The organism is Lelliottia sp. SL45 (assembly GCF_026672535.1).
GTDB classification, from domain to species: domain Bacteria; phylum Pseudomonadota; class Gammaproteobacteria; order Enterobacterales; family Enterobacteriaceae; genus Enterobacter; species Enterobacter nimipressuralis.
The window spans coordinates 2068085-2085870 of record NZ_JAPPRH010000003.1 but is presented as its reverse complement, the minus strand read 5'-3'; the positions used below and the strand labels follow the sequence as shown (position 1 = coordinate 2085870).

The 17786-nt window shown below is 54.6% G+C and carries 21 protein-coding genes and 1 pseudogene; 8 read left to right on the top strand and 14 right to left on the bottom strand.

Annotation, left to right across the window (positions count from 1 at the left end):
• Positions 1-52 precede the first annotated feature (52 nt).
• Both mdtG and OVA10_RS16250 read right to left on the bottom strand, forming a co-directional pair.
• A pseudogene (mdtG, locus tag OVA10_RS16255) lies at positions 53-1280 on the bottom strand (multidrug efflux MFS transporter MdtG).
• Between the two features lie 127 nt (positions 1281-1407).
• Positions 1408-2334 (bottom strand): Kdo(2)-lipid IV(A) acyltransferase, encoded by a 927-nt coding sequence (locus tag OVA10_RS16250; RefSeq protein WP_102105553.1) that lies wholly within the window; start codon positions 2332-2334, stop codon positions 1408-1410.
• Between the two features lie 220 nt (positions 2335-2554).
• Here OVA10_RS16250 and trhO point away from each other — a divergent pair, with 220 nt between their 5' ends.
• Complete coding sequence (trhO, locus tag OVA10_RS16245; protein ID WP_100780618.1) at positions 2555-3604, top strand: oxygen-dependent tRNA uridine(34) hydroxylase TrhO; 1050 nt, start codon at positions 2555-2557, stop codon at positions 3602-3604.
• 40 nt (positions 3605-3644) lie between these two features.
• On the opposite strand, the gene OVA10_RS16240 is transcribed toward trhO, so the two are convergent.
• The 9 genes from OVA10_RS16240 to mdtH form a co-directional block, all read right to left on the bottom strand.
• Positions 3645-4223 carry a YceI family protein gene (locus OVA10_RS16240; RefSeq protein ID WP_102105551.1) on the bottom strand — a complete coding sequence of 193 codons (579 nt, stop codon included), beginning with the start codon at positions 4221-4223 and terminating at the stop codon, positions 3645-3647.
• 1 nt (position 4224) lies between these two features.
• Positions 4225-4791 (bottom strand): cytochrome b, encoded by a 567-nt coding sequence (locus OVA10_RS16235; protein ID WP_100780902.1) that lies wholly within the window; start codon positions 4789-4791, stop codon positions 4225-4227.
• Positions 4792-5052: 261 nt separating this feature from the next.
• A complete protein-coding gene (locus tag OVA10_RS16230) occupies positions 5053-5166 on the bottom strand; it encodes a YceO family protein (RefSeq protein WP_100780616.1) in 114 nt (37 codons plus the stop codon).
• Positions 5167-5225: 59 nt separating this feature from the next.
• Positions 5226-6344: an N-methyl-L-tryptophan oxidase gene (solA, locus tag OVA10_RS16225; protein ID WP_181827600.1), complete on the bottom strand. Its 1119-nt coding sequence runs from the start codon at positions 6342-6344 to the stop codon at positions 5226-5228.
• A 117-nt stretch (positions 6345-6461) separates the two neighbouring features.
• On the bottom strand, positions 6462-6716 hold the full coding sequence (gene bssS, locus OVA10_RS16220; protein ID WP_095281565.1) for a biofilm formation regulator BssS: 255 nt from the start codon (positions 6714-6716) through the stop codon (positions 6462-6464).
• 271 nt (positions 6717-6987) lie between these two features.
• A complete protein-coding gene (gene dinI, locus OVA10_RS16215) occupies positions 6988-7233 on the bottom strand; it encodes a DNA damage-inducible protein I (RefSeq protein WP_268196353.1) in 246 nt (81 codons plus the stop codon).
• A gap of 74 nt (positions 7234-7307) precedes the next feature.
• Positions 7308-8354 carry a dihydroorotase gene (pyrC, locus tag OVA10_RS16210; protein WP_102105549.1) on the bottom strand — a complete coding sequence of 349 codons (1047 nt, stop codon included), beginning with the start codon at positions 8352-8354 and terminating at the stop codon, positions 7308-7310.
• 141 nt (positions 8355-8495) lie between these two features.
• On the bottom strand, positions 8496-9056 hold the full coding sequence (locus tag OVA10_RS16205; protein WP_100780612.1) for a lipoprotein: 561 nt from the start codon (positions 9054-9056) through the stop codon (positions 8496-8498).
• Between the two features lie 138 nt (positions 9057-9194).
• A complete protein-coding gene (gene mdtH / locus OVA10_RS16200) occupies positions 9195-10403 on the bottom strand; it encodes a multidrug efflux MFS transporter MdtH (protein WP_268196352.1) in 1209 nt (402 codons plus the stop codon).
• Positions 10404-10692: 289 nt separating this feature from the next.
• Here mdtH and rimJ point away from each other — a divergent pair, with 289 nt between their 5' ends.
• From rimJ to murJ, 4 genes are all read left to right on the top strand, one after another.
• A complete protein-coding gene (gene rimJ / locus OVA10_RS16195) occupies positions 10693-11277 on the top strand; it encodes a ribosomal protein S5-alanine N-acetyltransferase (RefSeq protein ID WP_100780610.1) in 585 nt (194 codons plus the stop codon).
• 9 nt (positions 11278-11286) lie between these two features.
• Complete coding sequence (locus tag OVA10_RS16190; RefSeq protein ID WP_181827602.1) at positions 11287-11937, top strand: YceH family protein; 651 nt, start codon at positions 11287-11289, stop codon at positions 11935-11937.
• Positions 11938-11939: 2 nt separating this feature from the next.
• Positions 11940-12863, top strand: a complete 924-nt coding sequence (locus OVA10_RS16185; RefSeq protein ID WP_268196351.1) for a Gfo/Idh/MocA family protein — start codon at positions 11940-11942, stop codon at positions 12861-12863.
• A 120-nt stretch (positions 12864-12983) separates the two neighbouring features.
• A complete protein-coding gene (murJ, locus tag OVA10_RS16180; RefSeq protein WP_100780607.1) occupies positions 12984-14519 on the top strand; it encodes a murein biosynthesis integral membrane protein MurJ in 1536 nt (511 codons plus the stop codon).
• 64 nt (positions 14520-14583) lie between these two features.
• Here the strand turns inward: murJ and flgN are convergent, their stop codons facing one another.
• From flgN to flgA, 3 genes are all read right to left on the bottom strand, one after another.
• The gene (gene flgN, locus OVA10_RS16175) at positions 14584-15006 is read right to left on the bottom strand and encodes a flagella biosynthesis chaperone FlgN (RefSeq protein ID WP_100780606.1); all 423 of its coding nucleotides are present in this window, start codon (positions 15004-15006) and stop codon (positions 14584-14586) included.
• A 4-nt stretch (positions 15007-15010) separates the two neighbouring features.
• Positions 15011-15304 carry a flagellar biosynthesis anti-sigma factor FlgM gene (gene flgM, locus OVA10_RS16170; RefSeq protein WP_100780605.1) on the bottom strand — a complete coding sequence of 98 codons (294 nt, stop codon included), beginning with the start codon at positions 15302-15304 and terminating at the stop codon, positions 15011-15013.
• A 92-nt stretch (positions 15305-15396) separates the two neighbouring features.
• Positions 15397-16056 (bottom strand): flagellar basal body P-ring formation chaperone FlgA, encoded by a 660-nt coding sequence (gene flgA / locus OVA10_RS16165; RefSeq protein ID WP_181827604.1) that lies wholly within the window; start codon positions 16054-16056, stop codon positions 15397-15399.
• 158 nt (positions 16057-16214) lie between these two features.
• Between flgA and flgB the strand changes: the two genes are divergently transcribed.
• The 3 genes from flgB to flgD are packed head-to-tail and all read left to right on the top strand — an operon-like array spanning position 16215 to position 17761.
• Complete coding sequence (gene flgB, locus OVA10_RS16160; RefSeq protein WP_100780603.1) at positions 16215-16631, top strand: flagellar basal body rod protein FlgB; 417 nt, start codon at positions 16215-16217, stop codon at positions 16629-16631.
• Positions 16632-16634: 3 nt separating this feature from the next.
• A complete protein-coding gene (gene flgC, locus OVA10_RS16155; protein WP_100780602.1) occupies positions 16635-17039 on the top strand; it encodes a flagellar basal body rod protein FlgC in 405 nt (134 codons plus the stop codon).
• An 11-nt stretch (positions 17040-17050) separates the two neighbouring features.
• Positions 17051-17761, top strand: coding sequence for a flagellar hook assembly protein FlgD (flgD, locus tag OVA10_RS16150; RefSeq protein ID WP_100780601.1), 711 nt, complete (start codon positions 17051-17053; stop codon positions 17759-17761).
• The last annotated feature ends 25 nt before the right edge of the window (positions 17762-17786 follow it).

Sequence of the window (17786 nt, the reverse complement as noted above, 5' to 3'; positions counted from 1 at the left end):
GAAAGAATAGCTGATTCTCTGATTTTGCAAGTATGAATGGGGCAATAAGTTGTCAGGAGGATGCATTAAGGGCAGGCCGCGAGGCGCGGGCCAGGCTCCACCAGGAGTATATGGCGTTAAACAGTACGACGCTTGCCGTCACAATAAAGACCGCGCGGAAGCCAAAGCTGGCGGAGATCCCGGCGCCGACCAGTGGGCCGGTGACGTTACCAATATCGCGAAACGACTGGTTATAGCTAAAGATTCGCCCCGGCAATTTGGTTTGTCGAATTGTAGACCAGCAGGGTTTGCACTGCCGGAAGCAGTGCGCCGTCAGCAGCACCCAGTAAAAAGCGCAGTACGCCGAGTTGCCACGGCGTTTGGACGAAGGACATCGGGATCAGCAGCAGAACCGAGATCACCAGCGCGGCAATCAGGATCTTCTCCGGGCCGATACGATCGCCGAGCTTCCCGAGACGCGGTGCGCTCAGCAGCGCCGCAACGCCCGGCACAGAGGCAATCATGCCGCTGATAAACGCGATATTGCTGACATTCCCGGCCAGTTCGCGCACGTACAGCGTCAAAATCGGGGCGATCGATCCGGTCGCCACCTGGATAATCATCGTCGTCACGAACAGGCTCAACACCAGCTTCGGGTTTTTCAGCGAGCCGATGACATCGCGCGCATGCAGCATCTCTTTTTTCGACACCGGCGTGAAGTTTTCGCGAATAAAGAACGCCGTCAGCAGGAAGCAGGCAAAGAGCACGCTGGCGGTGATGAAAAACACGGGACGCAATCCGTAGGTATCGGCCATCAGCCCCCCGGCGAGCGGGCCTAACAGTGCGCCGCTGACGCCGCCGGTCGATAAGGTGCCGAGCGCCCAACCGCTTTTATGGCGAGGAATTTGTGTGGCGATAAGGGCGTTAGCGTTAGGGACAAATCCACCTAACAGGCCCAGCAGCGCTCGCAAGATCAGGAACTGCCAGATATTCTGCGCCATCCCCATCAGCACCATGATAATCGCCATACCGAGTGCAGAACGCAGCAGCATGATCTTGCGCCCCTTGCGGTCGGCAAGCCCGCCCCAGAAAGGGGAGGCAATGGCTGAGAACAGGAAAGTGATACTGAAAACCAGACCGGACCACATATTCAGTGCGCTATGGCCCGTCACGCCGAGTTGCTCGACATACAGCGGCAGGAAAGGCATCACCAGGCTAAATCCGGCTCCGGTTAAAAAACAGCCTAGCCAGGCCACGACGAGGTTACGTTTCCAGTTTATGGGGGCATCTGAGGGCGACATAGCATTCCGCATTGCGATAAAAGACGATAGTAAGCTTGCTAATTATGCGCCTGGGGGATGATTGCTGCAATGCGAAGGGCTTTTAAAGCTAAAAGTGATGCGGCCTGAACGACCGCATGGAGGTTAGTTAGTAGCGGGAAGGCATGCCTTGTGGGCGCGTCTTGAAGCGGCGATGCAGCCACATATACTGCTCCGGCGCGTGCATGATGCATTGCTCAATGATGCCGTTCATCCAGCGGGCCGTGGTTTCTGCATCATCCAGCGGCGGTGTGCGCTCTGGCTCAAGCATCATCAGCTCGTAGCCTTTTCCGTCTGGTTTACGACGCGGAACAAAAGGCACAACGGCGGCTTTAGACATACGGGCCAGCATCCAGGTACCAGTGGTGGTCGCCGTTTCCTGAACGGCAAAGAAAGGGACGAACACGCTGGATTGCTTACCGTAATCGTGGTCAGGGGCATACCAGATCACTTCGCCGTTTTTCAGCGCGCGGATCATCCCTTTGAGGTCTTTACGGTCGATCATGCTCTTATTGGAGCGCATACGGCCCCAGGTTTGCAGAAGATCGATCACCGGATTATCGTTCGGGCGATAGACGCCGATGCCGGGAGCCTGCATGCCAAACATCCTTGCGCCTATTTCGAGCGTCAGGAAGTGAATGCCAATCAGCAGCACGCCGGTTTTTTCCGCCTGCAGGGTATGCACTGGCTCCATGCCCGTTCCGGTCACGTCAAACCAGCGCGCCATGCGTTTGTCGGGCCAGAACCAGGCCATTCCGGTTTCCATCAGACCCATGCCGACAGATTCGAAATTCTTGCGCAGCATCCGCTCGCGCTCCTGTTCGCCCATGTCTGGAAAACAAAGTTCCAGATTGCGGTTCGCAATCTTGACGCGTCGTTTCATAAAGCGCTGAGCGAGATGACCAAGACCGCAACCGATGCGATAGATCACCGGATAGGGAAGTTGCACCAGCAACCATAAAAGGCCGATGCCGGCCCAGGTTGGCCAGTAACGTGGATGAAGCAACGCCGTTGAAAACTGAGGTAATCGGGTCATGTCTTTCCTGTCTTTTTCGTCCTTATGCCAGCATTCTCGCATTTTTTAAATACATAACCAAAACGAAAGGGCGCCAAATGAACGCTTTTGCAGCAATTGTTGCTACTTTATTTTCTGGATGAGGGAAATGTAGCGCAAAATGTGGGGATGTAAATTCTCATTGTATGCTATATGATGCCGCCGATTTTCTTTCTCTTAACGATTGCAGGAACCGTACACCATGCCAGTGTTACACAACCGCATTTCGAATGAGACCTTGAAAGCACGCATGCTGGCGGAAACCGAAGCGCGTGTAACCATCTCATTCTACAAATATTTTACCATTGAAGAGCCGCAGGTCACCCGCGACGCACTCTATAAAGCCTTCGAAGCGCTAAAGGTGTTTGGCCGCGTTTATCTGGCCCATGAAGGGATCAACGCGCAGATCAGCGTGCCAGAAAGTAAAGTAAACGCCTTCCGCGATTTTCTTTATGGTTTTGATCCCGCTCTCAACAACGTGCGCCTGAACGTTGCCCTCGATGATGACGGGAAATCCTTCTGGGTGCTGCGCATGAAAGTGCGTGAGCGCATCGTGGCCGACGGCATCGACGATCCGACATTCAACGCCGCTGATGTCGGCGAATATCTGAAAGCGGCAGAAGTGAACGCCATGCTGGACGATCCTGATGCCGTGTTTATCGATATGCGCAACCACTACGAATATGAAGTAGGCCATTTCGAAAACGCGCTGGAAATCCCGGCAGACACATTCCGCGAGCAGCTGCCGAAAGCCGTGGAGATGATGCAGGAACACAAAGATAAAAAAATTGTGATGTACTGCACCGGCGGAATTCGCTGTGAAAAAGCCAGCGCCTTTATGAAACACAGCGGTTTCAATAAAGTCTGGCATATCGAAGGCGGGATTATTGAGTACGCCCGCCGCGCGCGTGAGCAGGGCCTGCCGGTGCGTTTTATCGGTAAGAACTTCGTCTTTGACGAGCGTATGGGCGAGCGCATCTCCGAAGATGTGATCGCGCACTGTCATCAGTGCGGTACGCCGTGTGACACCCACACCAACTGCAAAAATGACGGCTGCCATCTGCTGTTTATTCAGTGTCCGAGCTGTGCCGAGAAGTTCAGAGGCTGCTGTAGCGAGCTGTGTAGCGAAGAGAGCGTACTGCCTGAAGAAGAGCAACGTCGTCGTCGCGCAGGGAGAGAAAACGGCAACAAGATTTTCAATAAATCGCGTGGTCGTCTGAATACCAAACTGGGCATCCCTGACCCGGAATAAATGAGAAATCCCGGCGCAAAATGCGGCCGGGATTTTTTTATCAGGACTTCTGCTGCACGCCTTCCACAGAAATAATCAGATCCACTTCCTGCGATGCCGGGCCTAAATCGGTGGTGATGTTGAAATCTTTCAGACGGATTTTACCCTCAGCCTCAAAGCCAGCGCGTTTGCCGCCCCACGGATCATCCCCCTGACCAATGAGTTTCGCATCGAGGGTGACAGGTTTCGTCACGCCGTTCAGGGTCAGATTGCCGGTGATATCCAGATCATCGCCGTCCTTTTTCACTTCCGTTGAGGTAAATGTCGCCTGCGGGAATTTCGCCACGTTGAGGAAATCCGCGCTGCGCAGATGTTTATCACGCTCTGCGTGGTTGGTGTCCAGGCTGTTGGTATTGATGGTCACATTCACTTTATCTGCGGCGGGATTTTTCTCGTCAAAGGTAAAAGTGCCGTCGAAATCTTTAAAGGTGCCGTACAGCCAGCTGTAGCCCAGATGCTGAATACGGAAATTCACGAAGGCGTGCTGGCCCTCTTTATCAATTTTGTAATCAGCGGCCACGGCGGAGCCGGTGACAAATACCAAAGAACCTAACGCGATACCCAGCAGGTGTTTTTTCATTTTATGCTCCAGAGTCTACAGACGATCGGCCCAGCATGCGCTTGAGCGTGGCGTCTTTATCGATGAAATGATGTTTAAGGGCCGCAAGGCCGTGCAGGACAGATAAAATCACGACGCCCCAGGCAAGCCAGAGATGCACCTGGCCCGCCAGATCGGCCTGGGAACCGGCATCCGCCAGCGTGGCCGGAACCTCAAAGAGACCAAAGACGCTGATCGGTTTACCGTCGGCGGTCGAAATCAGATACCCGCTAATTAAAATGGCAAACAGCAGGCCATACAGGGCGATGTGAGCGGCGATGGCGCTCAGTCGCGTCAGTTTGCTGTAGCTTTTTAGCGCCGGTGGAGGAGGGGAAATGTGACGCCAGACGATACGGACCACCAGGCTCATCATCAACAGGATACCAATGCTTTTGTGCAGTTCAGGCGCCTGGTGATACCAGCCGTCGTAATAGCTTAGCGTCACCATCCACAACCCTAAGCCGAACATGCCATAAACCGCGAGAGCAATTAACCAGTGCAAGCATATGGATATTATTCCATAGCGTGCAGAAGAATTACGCAGTTGCATAATGATGACCATCCCTAATTAATTTGAAGGGTAAAAATGGCCTGTGAAAAGGTTTATTGCAACTGATATTTAAGCATTAGGAATATTCATTTTTCTATTTCAATATTTTTGATTATGTTACGCGATTCTGATTCAATTCATTCGTGTTTAAGTGGCTGTTCTTAGGTGGGAAAGGGTTTTCTGGGGTTGTGTGGCAATCAAAATATTTGCGGCCAAATTAAGGTAATATAAAGTATTGTCAATTATCGTCAGCGTGTCTTTTCAGAAAAATACAATATAAATAACATCGATGATGGCAAGCATTGACCATAGAAAAATATAGAGCATCAAATGCTCGCGAATATTGTTTACCAGATAATCAAAGATCCTACGCATTATCTCTGTCCGACGATATAAAGAGAAAGGCCCCGACGGGTCGGAGCCTGAAAAGAGGATTATCCGCCAAAACGCGCGAGAGAGAAGGGGGCCAGATCAAACTGCGGAGTGATGCCCTGCGCAAACTGCGCGGCGATTTCACCCAGCACAGAGGCGAATTTAAACCCGTGTCCGCTTAGCCCGGTGATCAGCAGCGTATTGTCGTGGCCCGGAAGCGTATCGATAATGAAATCTTCATCCGGAGTGTTGTCGTACGTACAGGCGGCACCGTACAGCAGCCCGCCGACGCCTGGCAGCACATTGCGCAGGAAGTTGAACGCCTCGGAACCATCGCCCGGCACAGCACCGAACGCTTCACGCTCCTCCGGGGAGGAGATGATCTGCCCGCCGTTATGCTTACCAATCTTGAGCGCGTCTTTTTCAGACGGGAAGCCGTAAAACTGATCGCCATTCGGCAGCTCGCCGGTAAAGGCCGGGAATTTATTCTGGGTGCTGAAACGCCCGTCGGCCTGGAACCAGGAGAAGACTTTACGCACCGGCTGAACCGGCAGCTCAGGCATCAGTTTCGTGACCCATGTCCCGGCACTGACCAGCAGGCGGGAGGCGGTATAAGGCCCTTCCGGCGTCTCAACGGTAACACCGTCGTCATTGTGCTGGATTGCCGTGACCGGGCAGTTAAAGAGCTGGGCGCAACCTGCTTTTTCCGCGAGGGAGACCCAGGTTTTGATGGCGGTTTCGCAATGCAGTACGCCGGAGTTGGCTTCAAAGAGTCCGATGTAATCCTCGGGAACGGTGATCTCTGGCCAGCGTTTCATGACGGCTGCGGCGTCGAGGCGTTCCACGTCGAGATTGAATTCGCGGGCACTGTGCTCCACGTTCGCCAGGAATTCCGAGTGCGCAGGACCGAGATTCACCACGCCTGTGCGCTCGAAAATTTTATCTTCGGTCAGGGCTGATAATTCATCCCAGAGTTGTTGCGCCCGCAGTACCAGCGGAACGTAGCGCTCGCCTTCGCCATAGGCATGGCGGATTAGGCGGGTGTCGCCATGATGGCTCCCCTCAGCATGCGGAGGAATGTGGGAATCAATCATCAGGACGTTCAGGCCAGCAAGGGTTGCGTAATAACCCGCAGCAGAGCCGACGGAGCCGCTGCCTAAAATAATCAAGTCGTATTTCATGAGAATCTCTTAAACCAGGACTTAAGTTTGCAGAGTAAATAAGATGAAAGGCTTATTCAAGGGAGAAATAAATGAGGCACCCCTTAGGTGCCTGTTGAGTGAATGTAGGGCATAAAATTAATGCCGACGATACTCATTTTCCTGGTAGTCGCCAGACTCTATTTTGGCAATGCCTGCCTCTAAAATAGAAATAAACTGACGGGCGACATCTGTGGTCAGCCACAGTGTCTGTCCAACTTCCGCTTCTTCACGGCTAGGCTGATTCGGGGTCTGGTAGTGCAAACGCAGCATCAGCGCATCGTAGCTGTCTACGGTACTGATGTCCCATCCGACAAGTGGATGAGTCTGGATGACTTCATTATTCTTTTCCATCATAACCCCCGTAATACGTGTGAGAAGACAACGACTGTGAGGTTCAATGCGTGTTTTTCTGAAGCAACTTCAGTATATCAATAAATAAGGGATATGAAGGGAAAAATAAACAGGCTGCAACCTAAATTTCTGCTTTTTAGGATTGTTTGAACAATAAAACGCCATCTTATTCACGTTTTTTTAAGAAGATACGCAATTAATTTGAACTTATTTAACCGGCATAAAAAAAGCCGGGGCGACCCGGCAAAAAATGACAATGAGGGAGTTTGAATTAATCGGTGATGAACCAGTCGTCGGCGCTTTCCCAGGTTTCTTGCAGGATTTCGCTAATGCGATCTTTATCCTCTTTTGCCCCACCGAGGACGGAAAGATTGTTCGCGGAGGCGTAACGGACGGTGACAGTCCCTTCCTGATCGGGGAACGTGCTGTTGATGCGACGGGAGAGTTCTCCGGCCAGCGCATCCAGCGCGCCAGCAGGCAAAGTGGTTGTTTTGGCGATAGTCACTTCGATACGCATAATTGCCCCCTGTGTAATATACTGTGTATTTATACAGGCATTATATTGAACTTACAACAGGGGGCGATAAAAAATTACTGTTTAACCGTCCAGTTAACGGTTTCACCGGCCAGGAACGGGATCAGCGTGTCGTCTGTCAGGGCGATAGTATCGACGACCTGGCTCTGTTTGCGTTCCAGCTCGATAAAGGTTTCATTCACCGGTAGGCCGTAGAAGCGCGGACCGTTCAGGGAACAGAAGGCTTCGAAGTGCTCCAGCGCGCCCATCTCTTCAAATACCGTGGCGTAGCTGGCCAGCGCCGTTGGGGCGTTGAAACAGCCCGCACAGCCGCAGCTGGCCTCTTTACGGTGACGCGCGTGCGGGGCGGAGTCCGTTCCGAGGAAGGCGCGGGTAAATCCGCTGGCGACCAGTTCACGCAGCGCCTGCTGGTGGATATTGCGTTTGAGGATCGGCAGGCAGTACAGGTGAGGGCGCACACCGCCGACCAGCATGTGGTTACGGTTGAACATCAGGTGCTGAGGGGTGATTGTCGCGGCGAGCAGATCGTTGCCGTCGCGCACATACTCGGCAGCATCTTTGGTGGTGATGTGCTCAAAGACCACTTTCAGCCCCTGCAGACGCTGGCGCAGCGGTTCCATCACGGTCTCGATAAAGCGCGCTTCGCGGTCAAAAATATCGATATCGGGGTGCGTCACTTCGCCGTGGATAAGCAGCGGCATGCCCAGTTTTTCCATGCGTTCCAGGACCGGCATAATGGCATCCGTGCTGGTCACACCGTGGCTGGAGTTGGTGGTGGCATTGGCCGGGTAGAGTTTGGCGGCAGTAAACACGCCTTCATTAAAGCCGCGTTCGACTTCGTTCGGGTCGAGCGAATCGGTGAGGTAGCAGGTCATCAGCGGGGTAAAATCATGGCCTGCCGGAACGGCATCGAGAATGCGCTGACGGTAGGCAATTGCGGCATCAACGGTGGTGACTGGTGGAACCAGGTTAGGCATGACAATCGCGCGGCCATAGATTTCGCTGGTGTAAGGGACAACGGTTTTCAGCATGTCGCCATCGCGCAGATGGATATGCCAGTCGTCAGGGCGGCGGATTTTCAGAACCTGGGGATGTGCAGTCATTGATATGCTCCGGCTTATCAGGAATCAGTCATAAGGATGGCTGTTTTTGCCGGACACAAATCATAAGGGGAAACGTTTTCGTTTGCACACATTTCCGTTAAATAGCAGTGTAAAAAAAGGGCGCACACGGCGCCCTCTCGGTTAATTCGTAAACGGGATGATAATTTCACCCGGTTTCACTTCAATCCCCTTGGCGTATTTCTTCGCCAGCGCTTCACCTTTGCTTCTGTCCTCGCTCAGCACATAGGCAGGCTGCTGATTGAAATAGTTCCGCAGCGACTGGTTCAGATACGGCATCAGGGTTTGCAGCACCGGTTTCATTTTCTCCGGCGTCACTTCGGCATCCACGATCTCCATTTCCTGAAGATAGATGGCCCCTTTCTCTTTGTTAAAGACCGGCAGCGCTTTCAGTTTCAGCTTAATGTTCGCTTTCTGGCTGCCAAACAGGGAGTTCATATCCAGTTTGGCGTCGCCGGAGAGCGTGACTTTATTCGGCTCTTCGCGGCCAATCTGGCTGACGAGTTGATTGAGTACGATATGGGCATCGGCAACGCCGGGCACACCGATATCTTTGGAGAAGTTATTGTGTTTTTCCAGCGCCTGATTAATTTCCTGCTCACTAACGCTGTATTGCGTAAGCTGGTTACAACCGACCAGCAGGCCGCTGATAACTAACGCAGCAGCAATGACAATCTTTTTCATGGGGTTCCTCAACATGATGTCGGCGCTCTTGTCCTGACGCCTCAGTATGTCAGGGGGGTATACCAGTTACCAGCAGAAAAACCTGATATTCGGGGGCGAAAGTGGACCTTCCGCCCGTCGGAATACGTGCTCAGACCATCAGGCCCCAGGTTCGAGCATCCCATTCGCGCTGCGTTTCGGGCTGAACTGCCACCACAGGGCGATGAGGGTGATAAAGCCTACAACGCCCAGCATTACCCACGGCAATTCCGGTTGATTCAGCGCTTTCCCTGCATCGAACAACCAGCCGCCACCGGCGTATCCGAGCGCACCGCCAAAGGCCAGCCCCAGTCGGCTAAAGCCCATGTAGCTGCCGCGCGCACGCGGATCGGCAAGCCCGGCGCTGAGGGTTTCACGCGCCGGTTCGGCAATGATCGACCCAATGTAGAAGGTGCAGATCAGAATAAAGAGCTGTTGCAAGGTGCCGACCAGACCAATCGGCATCATGCTTAACGTCATCAGCAGCAGGCCCGCCATCAGGCGATGCTCAAGACGAAAACGTTTTTCGCTCCAGCGCGCGATAGGGTAGAGCAGGGTCAGCGACAGGCAGGCTTCGATGGCGTACATCCATTTGACGGCCGCAGGCGAACCGGCAATATCGTTGACCATAATGGGCAGCATCAGCATTACCTGCACCGCCAGCATGTAATAGCCCGTCAGCGTCAGTACGTAGGTGACGAAACGTTTATCGGCCAGCACACGGCCCAGCCCTTCACGCACGGGCGCTTTCACCGTCGAGAGTTTCCAGGCGGGCAGCAGCCAGGCGTTAAATGCCGCGCAGAGGATAAACAGCACCGCGCCGGTTGCGCACACCAGACGGAAATCATACTGCAACAGCCAGCTGCCGAGCAGGGCGCCAACCACCGCACCGGCGCTGTCCTGCATCATCAGCAGTGAGAAAAAACGCCCGCGATGCTGTGGGCGAATCAGTTTCACGACCAGCGCAGTACGCGGCGGATCAAACAGCGTGCCGCCAATCCCGGAGAGGAAACAGGAGAACCACAGCAACCAGGGATCGTGCGCAATACCCATGGTGGCAAATCCGGCGGCCCGCAGCAGCATGCCGGTGACAATCATCGGTTTTGCGCCGAAGCGGTCGGCAATCGCGCCGCCAAACACGCCAAGTCCCTGCTGGACAAACTGACGCAAGCCCAAAGCGATACCGACCATTAATGCCGCCCAGCCCATTTGATCGACAAAGCGAATGGAGATCAGGGGGAAGACGACAAAAAAGCCGAGCACGACCAGCATGTTATCGACGAGCAGAAAATATTTGCCCAGGCTCCGGGCTTGCGATACGCGAGACATTTTCCCTCCAGGGAAAAATCACGTCATCCTGCTGACGGCCCCGAAAAGGCAGTCTGAAGGCTTAAGTGTAGAGAAAGATGAGCACGCTAATATTCTGCGTGGTTGTGAGGCGTTTTCCCACACCGCCAGCGACAATATTTTTTTATCAAAAGGGTGGTTTGATTCAGCTTTTTAATCGAATTTTGTGAAATCTGTGAAAAAGGGTATGTCACTGTTTTCACAGAAAGCACCGGCGCAGGTATAGTAAAGCTAACAGGTAGAGCAGAAGTAACGGGAAGGAGTGGTAACGATGTTTGGCTATCGCAGTAACGTGCCAAAAGTGCGCCTGACAACAGACAGACTGGTCGTTCGTCTGGTGCATGAGCGTGATGCCTGGCGTCTGGCGGATTATTACGCCGAGAATCGCCAGTTTTTAAAGCCCTGGGAACCCGTTCGGGATGAAAGCCACTGCTATCCCTCCGGCTGGCAGGCTCGCCTGAGTATGATTGCCGAATTCCACAAGCAGGGCAGTGCCTATTATTTCGCGTTGCTCGACCCGGAAGAGAAAGAGATCATCGGGATCGCCAATTTCTCGAACGTGGTACGCGGATCGTTTCACGCCTGTTACCTCGGCTACTCCATCGGCCAGAAATGGCAGGGACAAGGGCTGATGTTTGAAGCCCTGACCAGCGCGATCCGCTATATGCAGCGCTCTCAGCACATCCACCGCATTATGGCCAACTATATGCCGCACAATCAGCGTAGCGGCGATCTGCTGGCGCGGCTTGGGTTTGAAAAAGAAGGCTACGCAAAAGATTATCTGTTGATCGACGGCGAGTGGCGCGACCACGTGCTGACGGCGTTAACCACTAAAGAATGGACCGCAGGTCGCTAAGGAGCACCCATGAAATATCAGTTAACTGCCACAGAAGCGCGGGTGATTGGCTGCCTGCTGGAAAAACAGGTCACGACGCCAGAGCAATATCCCCTGTCGGTCAATGCGGTGACGCTGGCCTGTAACCAGAAAACCAACCGTGAGCCGGTGCTCAACCTGAGCGAGCACGAGGTACAAGAGCAGCTGGATGCGCTGGTTAAACGCCACTATCTGCGCACCGTCAGTGGGTTTGGCAATCGCGTCACTAAATATGAACAACGTTTTTGCAATTCCGAATTTGGCGATCTGAAACTGAACAGCGCCGAAGTGGCGGTGATCACCACCTTGCTGCTGCGCGGGGCGCAAACGCCGGGTGAATTACGTTCCCGCGCCGCACGAATGCATGAATTCAGTGATATGCAGGAAGTGGAGCAGACGCTGGAAAATCTCGCTTCCCGCGAAGATGGCCCGTTTGTGCTACGCCTGGCGCGTGAGCCGGGCAAACGCGAAAGCCGCTACATGCATCTTTTCAGTGGCGACGTTGAAACCCTCATCAATGTGGTTGAAGCGGTTTCGCCCGCCGAGGACGAGAGTCTTGCCGCGCGGGTCGACGCGCTGGAAAACGAAGTGGCGGAACTCAAGCTGCGCCTCGACTCCCTGCTGGCGCATTTAGGAGACTAACGGTGACAACATTACGCATTGGCGTGGTCGGCCTCGGCGGGATCGCGCAGAAAGCCTGGCTGCCGGTTCTGGGCACGGCGACCGACTGGACGCTGCAAACCGCATGGTCCCCGACGCGGGAAAAAGCGCAGCGAATCTGCGACACCTGGCGAATTCCTTATGCTGCCTCCATGGCGGATCTGGCGCGCGACTGTGACGCGGTATTCGTTCATACCTCGACCGCGACGCACTATCAGGTGGTGAGCGAATTGCTCAATGCCGGTGTTCACGTTTGCGTCGATAAACCGCTGGCCGAGAATGTGCATGACGCCGAGCGTCTGATTGAGCTGGCGGCGCGCAAAAATCTGACGCTGATGGTCGGGTTCAATCGCCGGTTCTCGCCGCTGTATCAGGATCTCAAATCCCGGCTTGGCGCGGCGGCATCGCTGCGTATGGATAAGCATCGCACCGACAGCATTGGCCCGAACGATCTGCGCTTTACGCTGCTGGATGATTATCTGCATGTGGTCGATACGGCCCTGTGGCTGACCAACGGTAATGCACAGCTGAAAAGCGGCACCCTGCAAACCAACGATCACGGGGAGATGGTGTATGCCGAACACCATTTCGCGGTGGACACCATTCAGGTGACCACCAGCATGCATCGTCGTGCGGGAAGTCAGCGCGAATCCGTGCAGGCGATCACCGACGGCGCACTCATTGATGTAACCGATATGCGCGAATGGCGTGAAGAAAAAGGGAGCGGGGTGGTGACGCGGCCAATCCCTGGCTGGCAAAGTACGCTGGAGCAGCGCGGGTTCGCCGGTTGTGCGCGTCACTTCATCGAGTGCGTGCAAAATCAGACGGTTCCTGAAACTTCGGGCGAACAGGCGATTCTGGCGCAACGCGTCATTGAAAAGCTCTGGCGCGAGGCGATGAGCGAGTAGAAACTGTTTAACCCCTGTAACATCTGCGGATAGTAATTCGCTTAAATACGGGTAGACTAAGCGCACTTTTCACGCCTGCTATGCAGGCGTTTTGCCGTGTGGTTGTGGAAATTCACGTTAATGAACTTATTAAAATCGCTGGCAGCAGTCAGCTCGATGACCATGTTTTCTCGCGTGCTGGGTTTCGCGCGCGATGCGATTGTGGCGAGAGTGTTTGGCGCGGGGATGGCGACTGACGCCTTCTTTGTGGCGTTCAAGCTGCCGAACTTACTGCGCCGAATTTTCGCCGAAGGGGCGTTCTCCCAGGCGTTCGTGCCGATTCTGGCGGAATACAAAAGCAAGCAGGGCGAAGACGCGACCCGCGTGTTTGTCTCCTATGTCTCGGGCCTGCTGACACTGGCTCTGGCGATTGTCACGGTGGTCGGGATGCTGGCCGCGCCGTGGGTGATTATGGTGACCGCGCCGGGCTTTGCCGACACGGCGGATAAATTCGCCCTGACGACGCAGCTTCTGCGCATTACCTTTCCTTATATTCTGCTGATTTCGCTGGCGTCGCTAGTCGGGGCGATCCTCAACACCTGGAACCGCTTCTCCGTCCCGGCGTTTGCACCGACGTTTTTAAACGTCAGCATGATCGGTTTTGCCCTGTTTGCGGCACCGCACTTCCATCCGCCGGTGCTGGCCCTGGCGTGGGCAGTCACCGTCGGCGGTGTGTTGCAGCTGGCTTATCAGCTTCCGCATCTGAAAAAGATCGGCATGCTGGTGCTTCCACGCATCAACTTCCGCGATGCGGGTGCGATGCGCGTGATCAAGCAGATGGGCCCGGCGATCCTCGGCGTGTCCGTGAGCCAGATTTCCCTGATTATCAACACCATTTTCGCCTCCTTCCTGGTGTCAGGTTCCGTGTCGTGGATGTACTACGCCGACCGCTTGATGGAGTTCCCGTCCGGGGTGCTGGGCGTGGCGCTGGGGACGATTCTGCTGCCGTCGTTGTCGCGAAGCTTTGCCAGCGGCAATCATGATGAATACTGTCGCCTGATGGACTGGGGTTTACGCCTGTGCTTCCTGCTGGCGCTGCCAAGCGCCGTGGCGCTGGGGATTCTGGCGAAACCCTTAACGGTTTCATTGTTCCAGTACGGCAAATTCAACGCGTTCGATGCATTAATGACCCAGCGCGCACTGGTGGCGTATTCCGTCGGCCTGATGGGGCTGATTGTGGTGAAAGTGCTGGCGCCGGGCTTTTATTCGCGTCAGGACATCAAAACGCCGGTCAAGATTGCGATTGTGACGCTGGTGATGACCCAGCTGATGAACCTCGCGTTTATCGGGCCACTGAAGCACGCGGGTCTGTCGCTGTCGATCGGTCTGGGGGCCTGCCTGAACGCCGGGCTGCTCTACTGGCAGCTGCGTAAGCAGAAGATTTTCACGCCGCAGCCGGGCTGGATGAGTTTCCTGGTCCGTCTGGTGATTGCGGTGGTGGTGATGGCGGCGGCACTGGTCGGGATGATGTATGTGATGCCGGAATGGTCCCTGGGCACCATGCCGTATCGTCTGCTGCGCCTGATGGCTGTTGTGGTCGTGGGGATTATTGCCTACTTCGCTACACTTGCGGTGCTCGGCTTTAAGGTGAAAGAGTTCGCTCGCCGGACGGCATAAACGACTAAAGGGGAGTTCACCAAAGGGTGCTCCCCGTTTCCCACTTCATCTCTTCACTGAAGCGTTAAATCGAAATCTTCTTCCCGCCACCGCGTGAGCTGGATGTCTGGCCATTGGCGCCATACAGCCCCGGCTCCTGATGAGGTTTTAACACCTCAAGCGCCTGCTGGTTGCGTTCAATTTGCCCCTCTAACAGCCAGCCGTTGTGCTGGTTGAGATCGCGAAGGTGCTGCGTTTTTTCTGTGATGGTCTGCCAGCGCTCAACGATATCGTCGTTGGCGCTGCGACGTGGATCTTGCTCCGCGCGGCGCTGCTGCTCCAGATAGTCCAGGGTAGCCAGCAGCGAGCTTTTATCTTCAGTAATGCGCTGCAGAGCGCTGCCGCTGACATAGCCTGCGGATAACTGTTGTTGCTCGGCATCCATCACCGTCTTCAGATCGTTCAGGACTACCGTCATTTGATCCAATATTTCTGACAGTCGACTCATACGGTTATTTACTCTGAAGGAAGTTCTGCGTTTCGTTAATCAGCGCATCAGCAATTTTGCTGGTGTCCATTTTCAGTTCGCCGTTACGAATCGCGGTTTTCAGCGCTTCGACGCGTTCCATATTGATATCGTTCGTGCCTGGCTGCATCAGTTTTGACTGTGCATCACTTAACGTGACGCTGGTGCTGTTGGCCGTGGACGATTTTTCCAGACGCGCTTTAAGGGCTGGCGCGTCGTTCGTTTCGCGAGGTTGTACAGTGCTAACCGGCTTCAGGGGCGATGTACGATCAATGCTCATAGTGTTGTCCTCATAGAGGTTCGCGGCGTTGGCGCCTGATATAATCATCTGATGATTATTTATCGGCAGCTGCCGCGATATCTTTAAAAAGATTATAGGTTAATCAGAATATTCCCATCAGAACCGACGGTTCCGCTAACCACCTGACCTGAAGACATCCTAACGCGTGCGTTTTGGGCGACGGCAGCGTTGTTCAGCGCCTGGCCTTCGCTATTAATGCTAAAGCCATCTCCGTTCGCCACCACCATCACGCGCTGTCCGGCTTTAATGCGCCACGCCTGGCGCAGCATAGATAGCTGGATGGCCTGACCTGGCGCCAGATCGCGCAGGCTCACCGAATCCTGTGCCTGGTTAATATCCAGCATGGTGCGCGGCGGAAGTTGATCCAGGCGTCCGCGCTTTAATTCTACATGAGCGGGCTGTAAAACGCTGCCGCGTGCGATGGGCTGAGCGGCGACAACATAGTTGCCTGTCGCCTGAACCATAACCTGCAAAAAGCGTTTCTCATTATTGCAGCGGGCCAGCACGTTCACATTACCCCACAGCCGGGTACCGCCGCTGATGGTGAACGAGGGTTGTTCGCAAGTGGGCAGGAGATTCGGCTGCGTTCGAATATCGACTTTGACCTCATCGCTTAACCCCGCCAGACGCTCAGCAAAAAAAGCGGTCAGCAACACATTCAGCCCCAGCGCTGAAGACTGGGTACTGAACAGCAGTAAGGTAACGGCAAGGCCATTTTTGAACGTCAGCATCTCACTTTCCCGCGGTTCCTGGATTTAACAGGATTTTACCCCTAAGGCTTTCCCATCAACGCAACAAATAGCGACGCATTTTGCGTTTATTCCTTCGATAAGGAAGACGGGTTGAGATTTAAGCTACATGCTGAAATTTCGCCATCAGCGGAGGAGACATGCTCGATAAACTCGACGCCGCGTTACGTTTTCAACAGGAAGCGCTCAATCTGCGCGCCCAGCGGCAGGAGATCCTGGCCGCCAATATCGCGAATGCCGACACCCCAGGGTTTCAGGCGCGCGATATTGATTTTTCTACTGAGCTTAAAAAAGTGATGGAGCGTGGTCGGGCCGAAGGGACGGGTGTTGCCCTTGCGCTGACCTCTTCACGCCACATTCCCGCTCAGGCGATGACTGCGCCGTCCACCGATTTACTTTATCGCATTCCTGACCAGCCATCCCTGGACGGTAACACCGTCGATATGGACCGGGAGCGCACCCAGTTTGCCGATAACAGCCTGCAGTATCAGATGGGGCTAACCGTGCTCGGTGGACAGATTAAAAGCATGCAGAGCGTCCTGCAGGGGGGCAACTAATTCATGGCCTTACTGAATATTTTTGATATCGCGGGTTCAGCCCTGACCGCGCAGTCTCAGCGTCTGAACGTCGCCGCCAGTAACATGGCGAACGCCGACAGCGTGACCGGACCCGACGGTCAACCCTATCGCGCCAAACAGGTGGTCTTTCAGGTCAATGCGGCGCCAGGCGCGGCAACCGGCGGTGTGAAAGTGGCCGATGTGGTTGAGAGCCAGGCCCCGGACAAACTGGTGTATGAGCCAGGCAACCCGCTGGCGGATGCGAGCGGCTACGTGAAAATGCCAAACGTCGATGTGGTCGGCGAAATGGTGAACACCATGTCAGCGTCGCGCAGCTATCAGGCGAACGTTGAAGTGCTCAATACCGTGAAGAGCATGATGCTCAAAACGCTCACTCTCGGCCAGTAAAGGAGACACGAATGTCCATCGCCGTCAATGTGAATGACCCGACCAACTCCGGCGTCGCCAGCACCAGTGGGGCCACTGGCTCCAGCTCGCTGACCGGTAACAGTGCTGCCGATCTACAGGGCAGCTTTTTGACGTTACTGGTTGCGCAGCTGAAAAACCAGGACCCGACGAACCCGATGCAGAACAACGAACTGACCACGCAGCTTGCGCAGATCAGTACCGTGAGCGGCATCGAAAAGCTCAATACCACGCTGGGTTCCGTTTCCGGTCAAATCGACAACAGCCAGTCTTTGCAGGCCGCCAATCTTATCGGCCACGGTGTGATGATCCCAGGGACCACTATCCTGGCAGGGACCAGCACCACCGACGGAAGCAGTACCACCACGACCACGCCATTTGGCGTTGAGTTGCAGCAACCGGCCGATAAAGTCACCGCCACCATCACCAATAAAGACGGTGTTGTGGTGCGCACGATCGACATTGGTGAGCTGAAAGCGGGCGTTCATACCTTTACCTGGGATGGCAGCCTGACGGATGGCACAACGGCACCGAACGGTTCTTACAAAGTGGCGATTTCTGCCAGCAACGGGACGACTCAGCTGGTGGCTCAGCCGCTGCAATTCGCTCTGGTGCAGGGGGTGATTCGCGGCTCTGATGGTAACAAACTGGATTTGGGTACTTCTGGGACCACCACGCTCGACGAAGTTCGGCAGATTATTTAAGCCTTAACACTTATCAGGAGTAAGT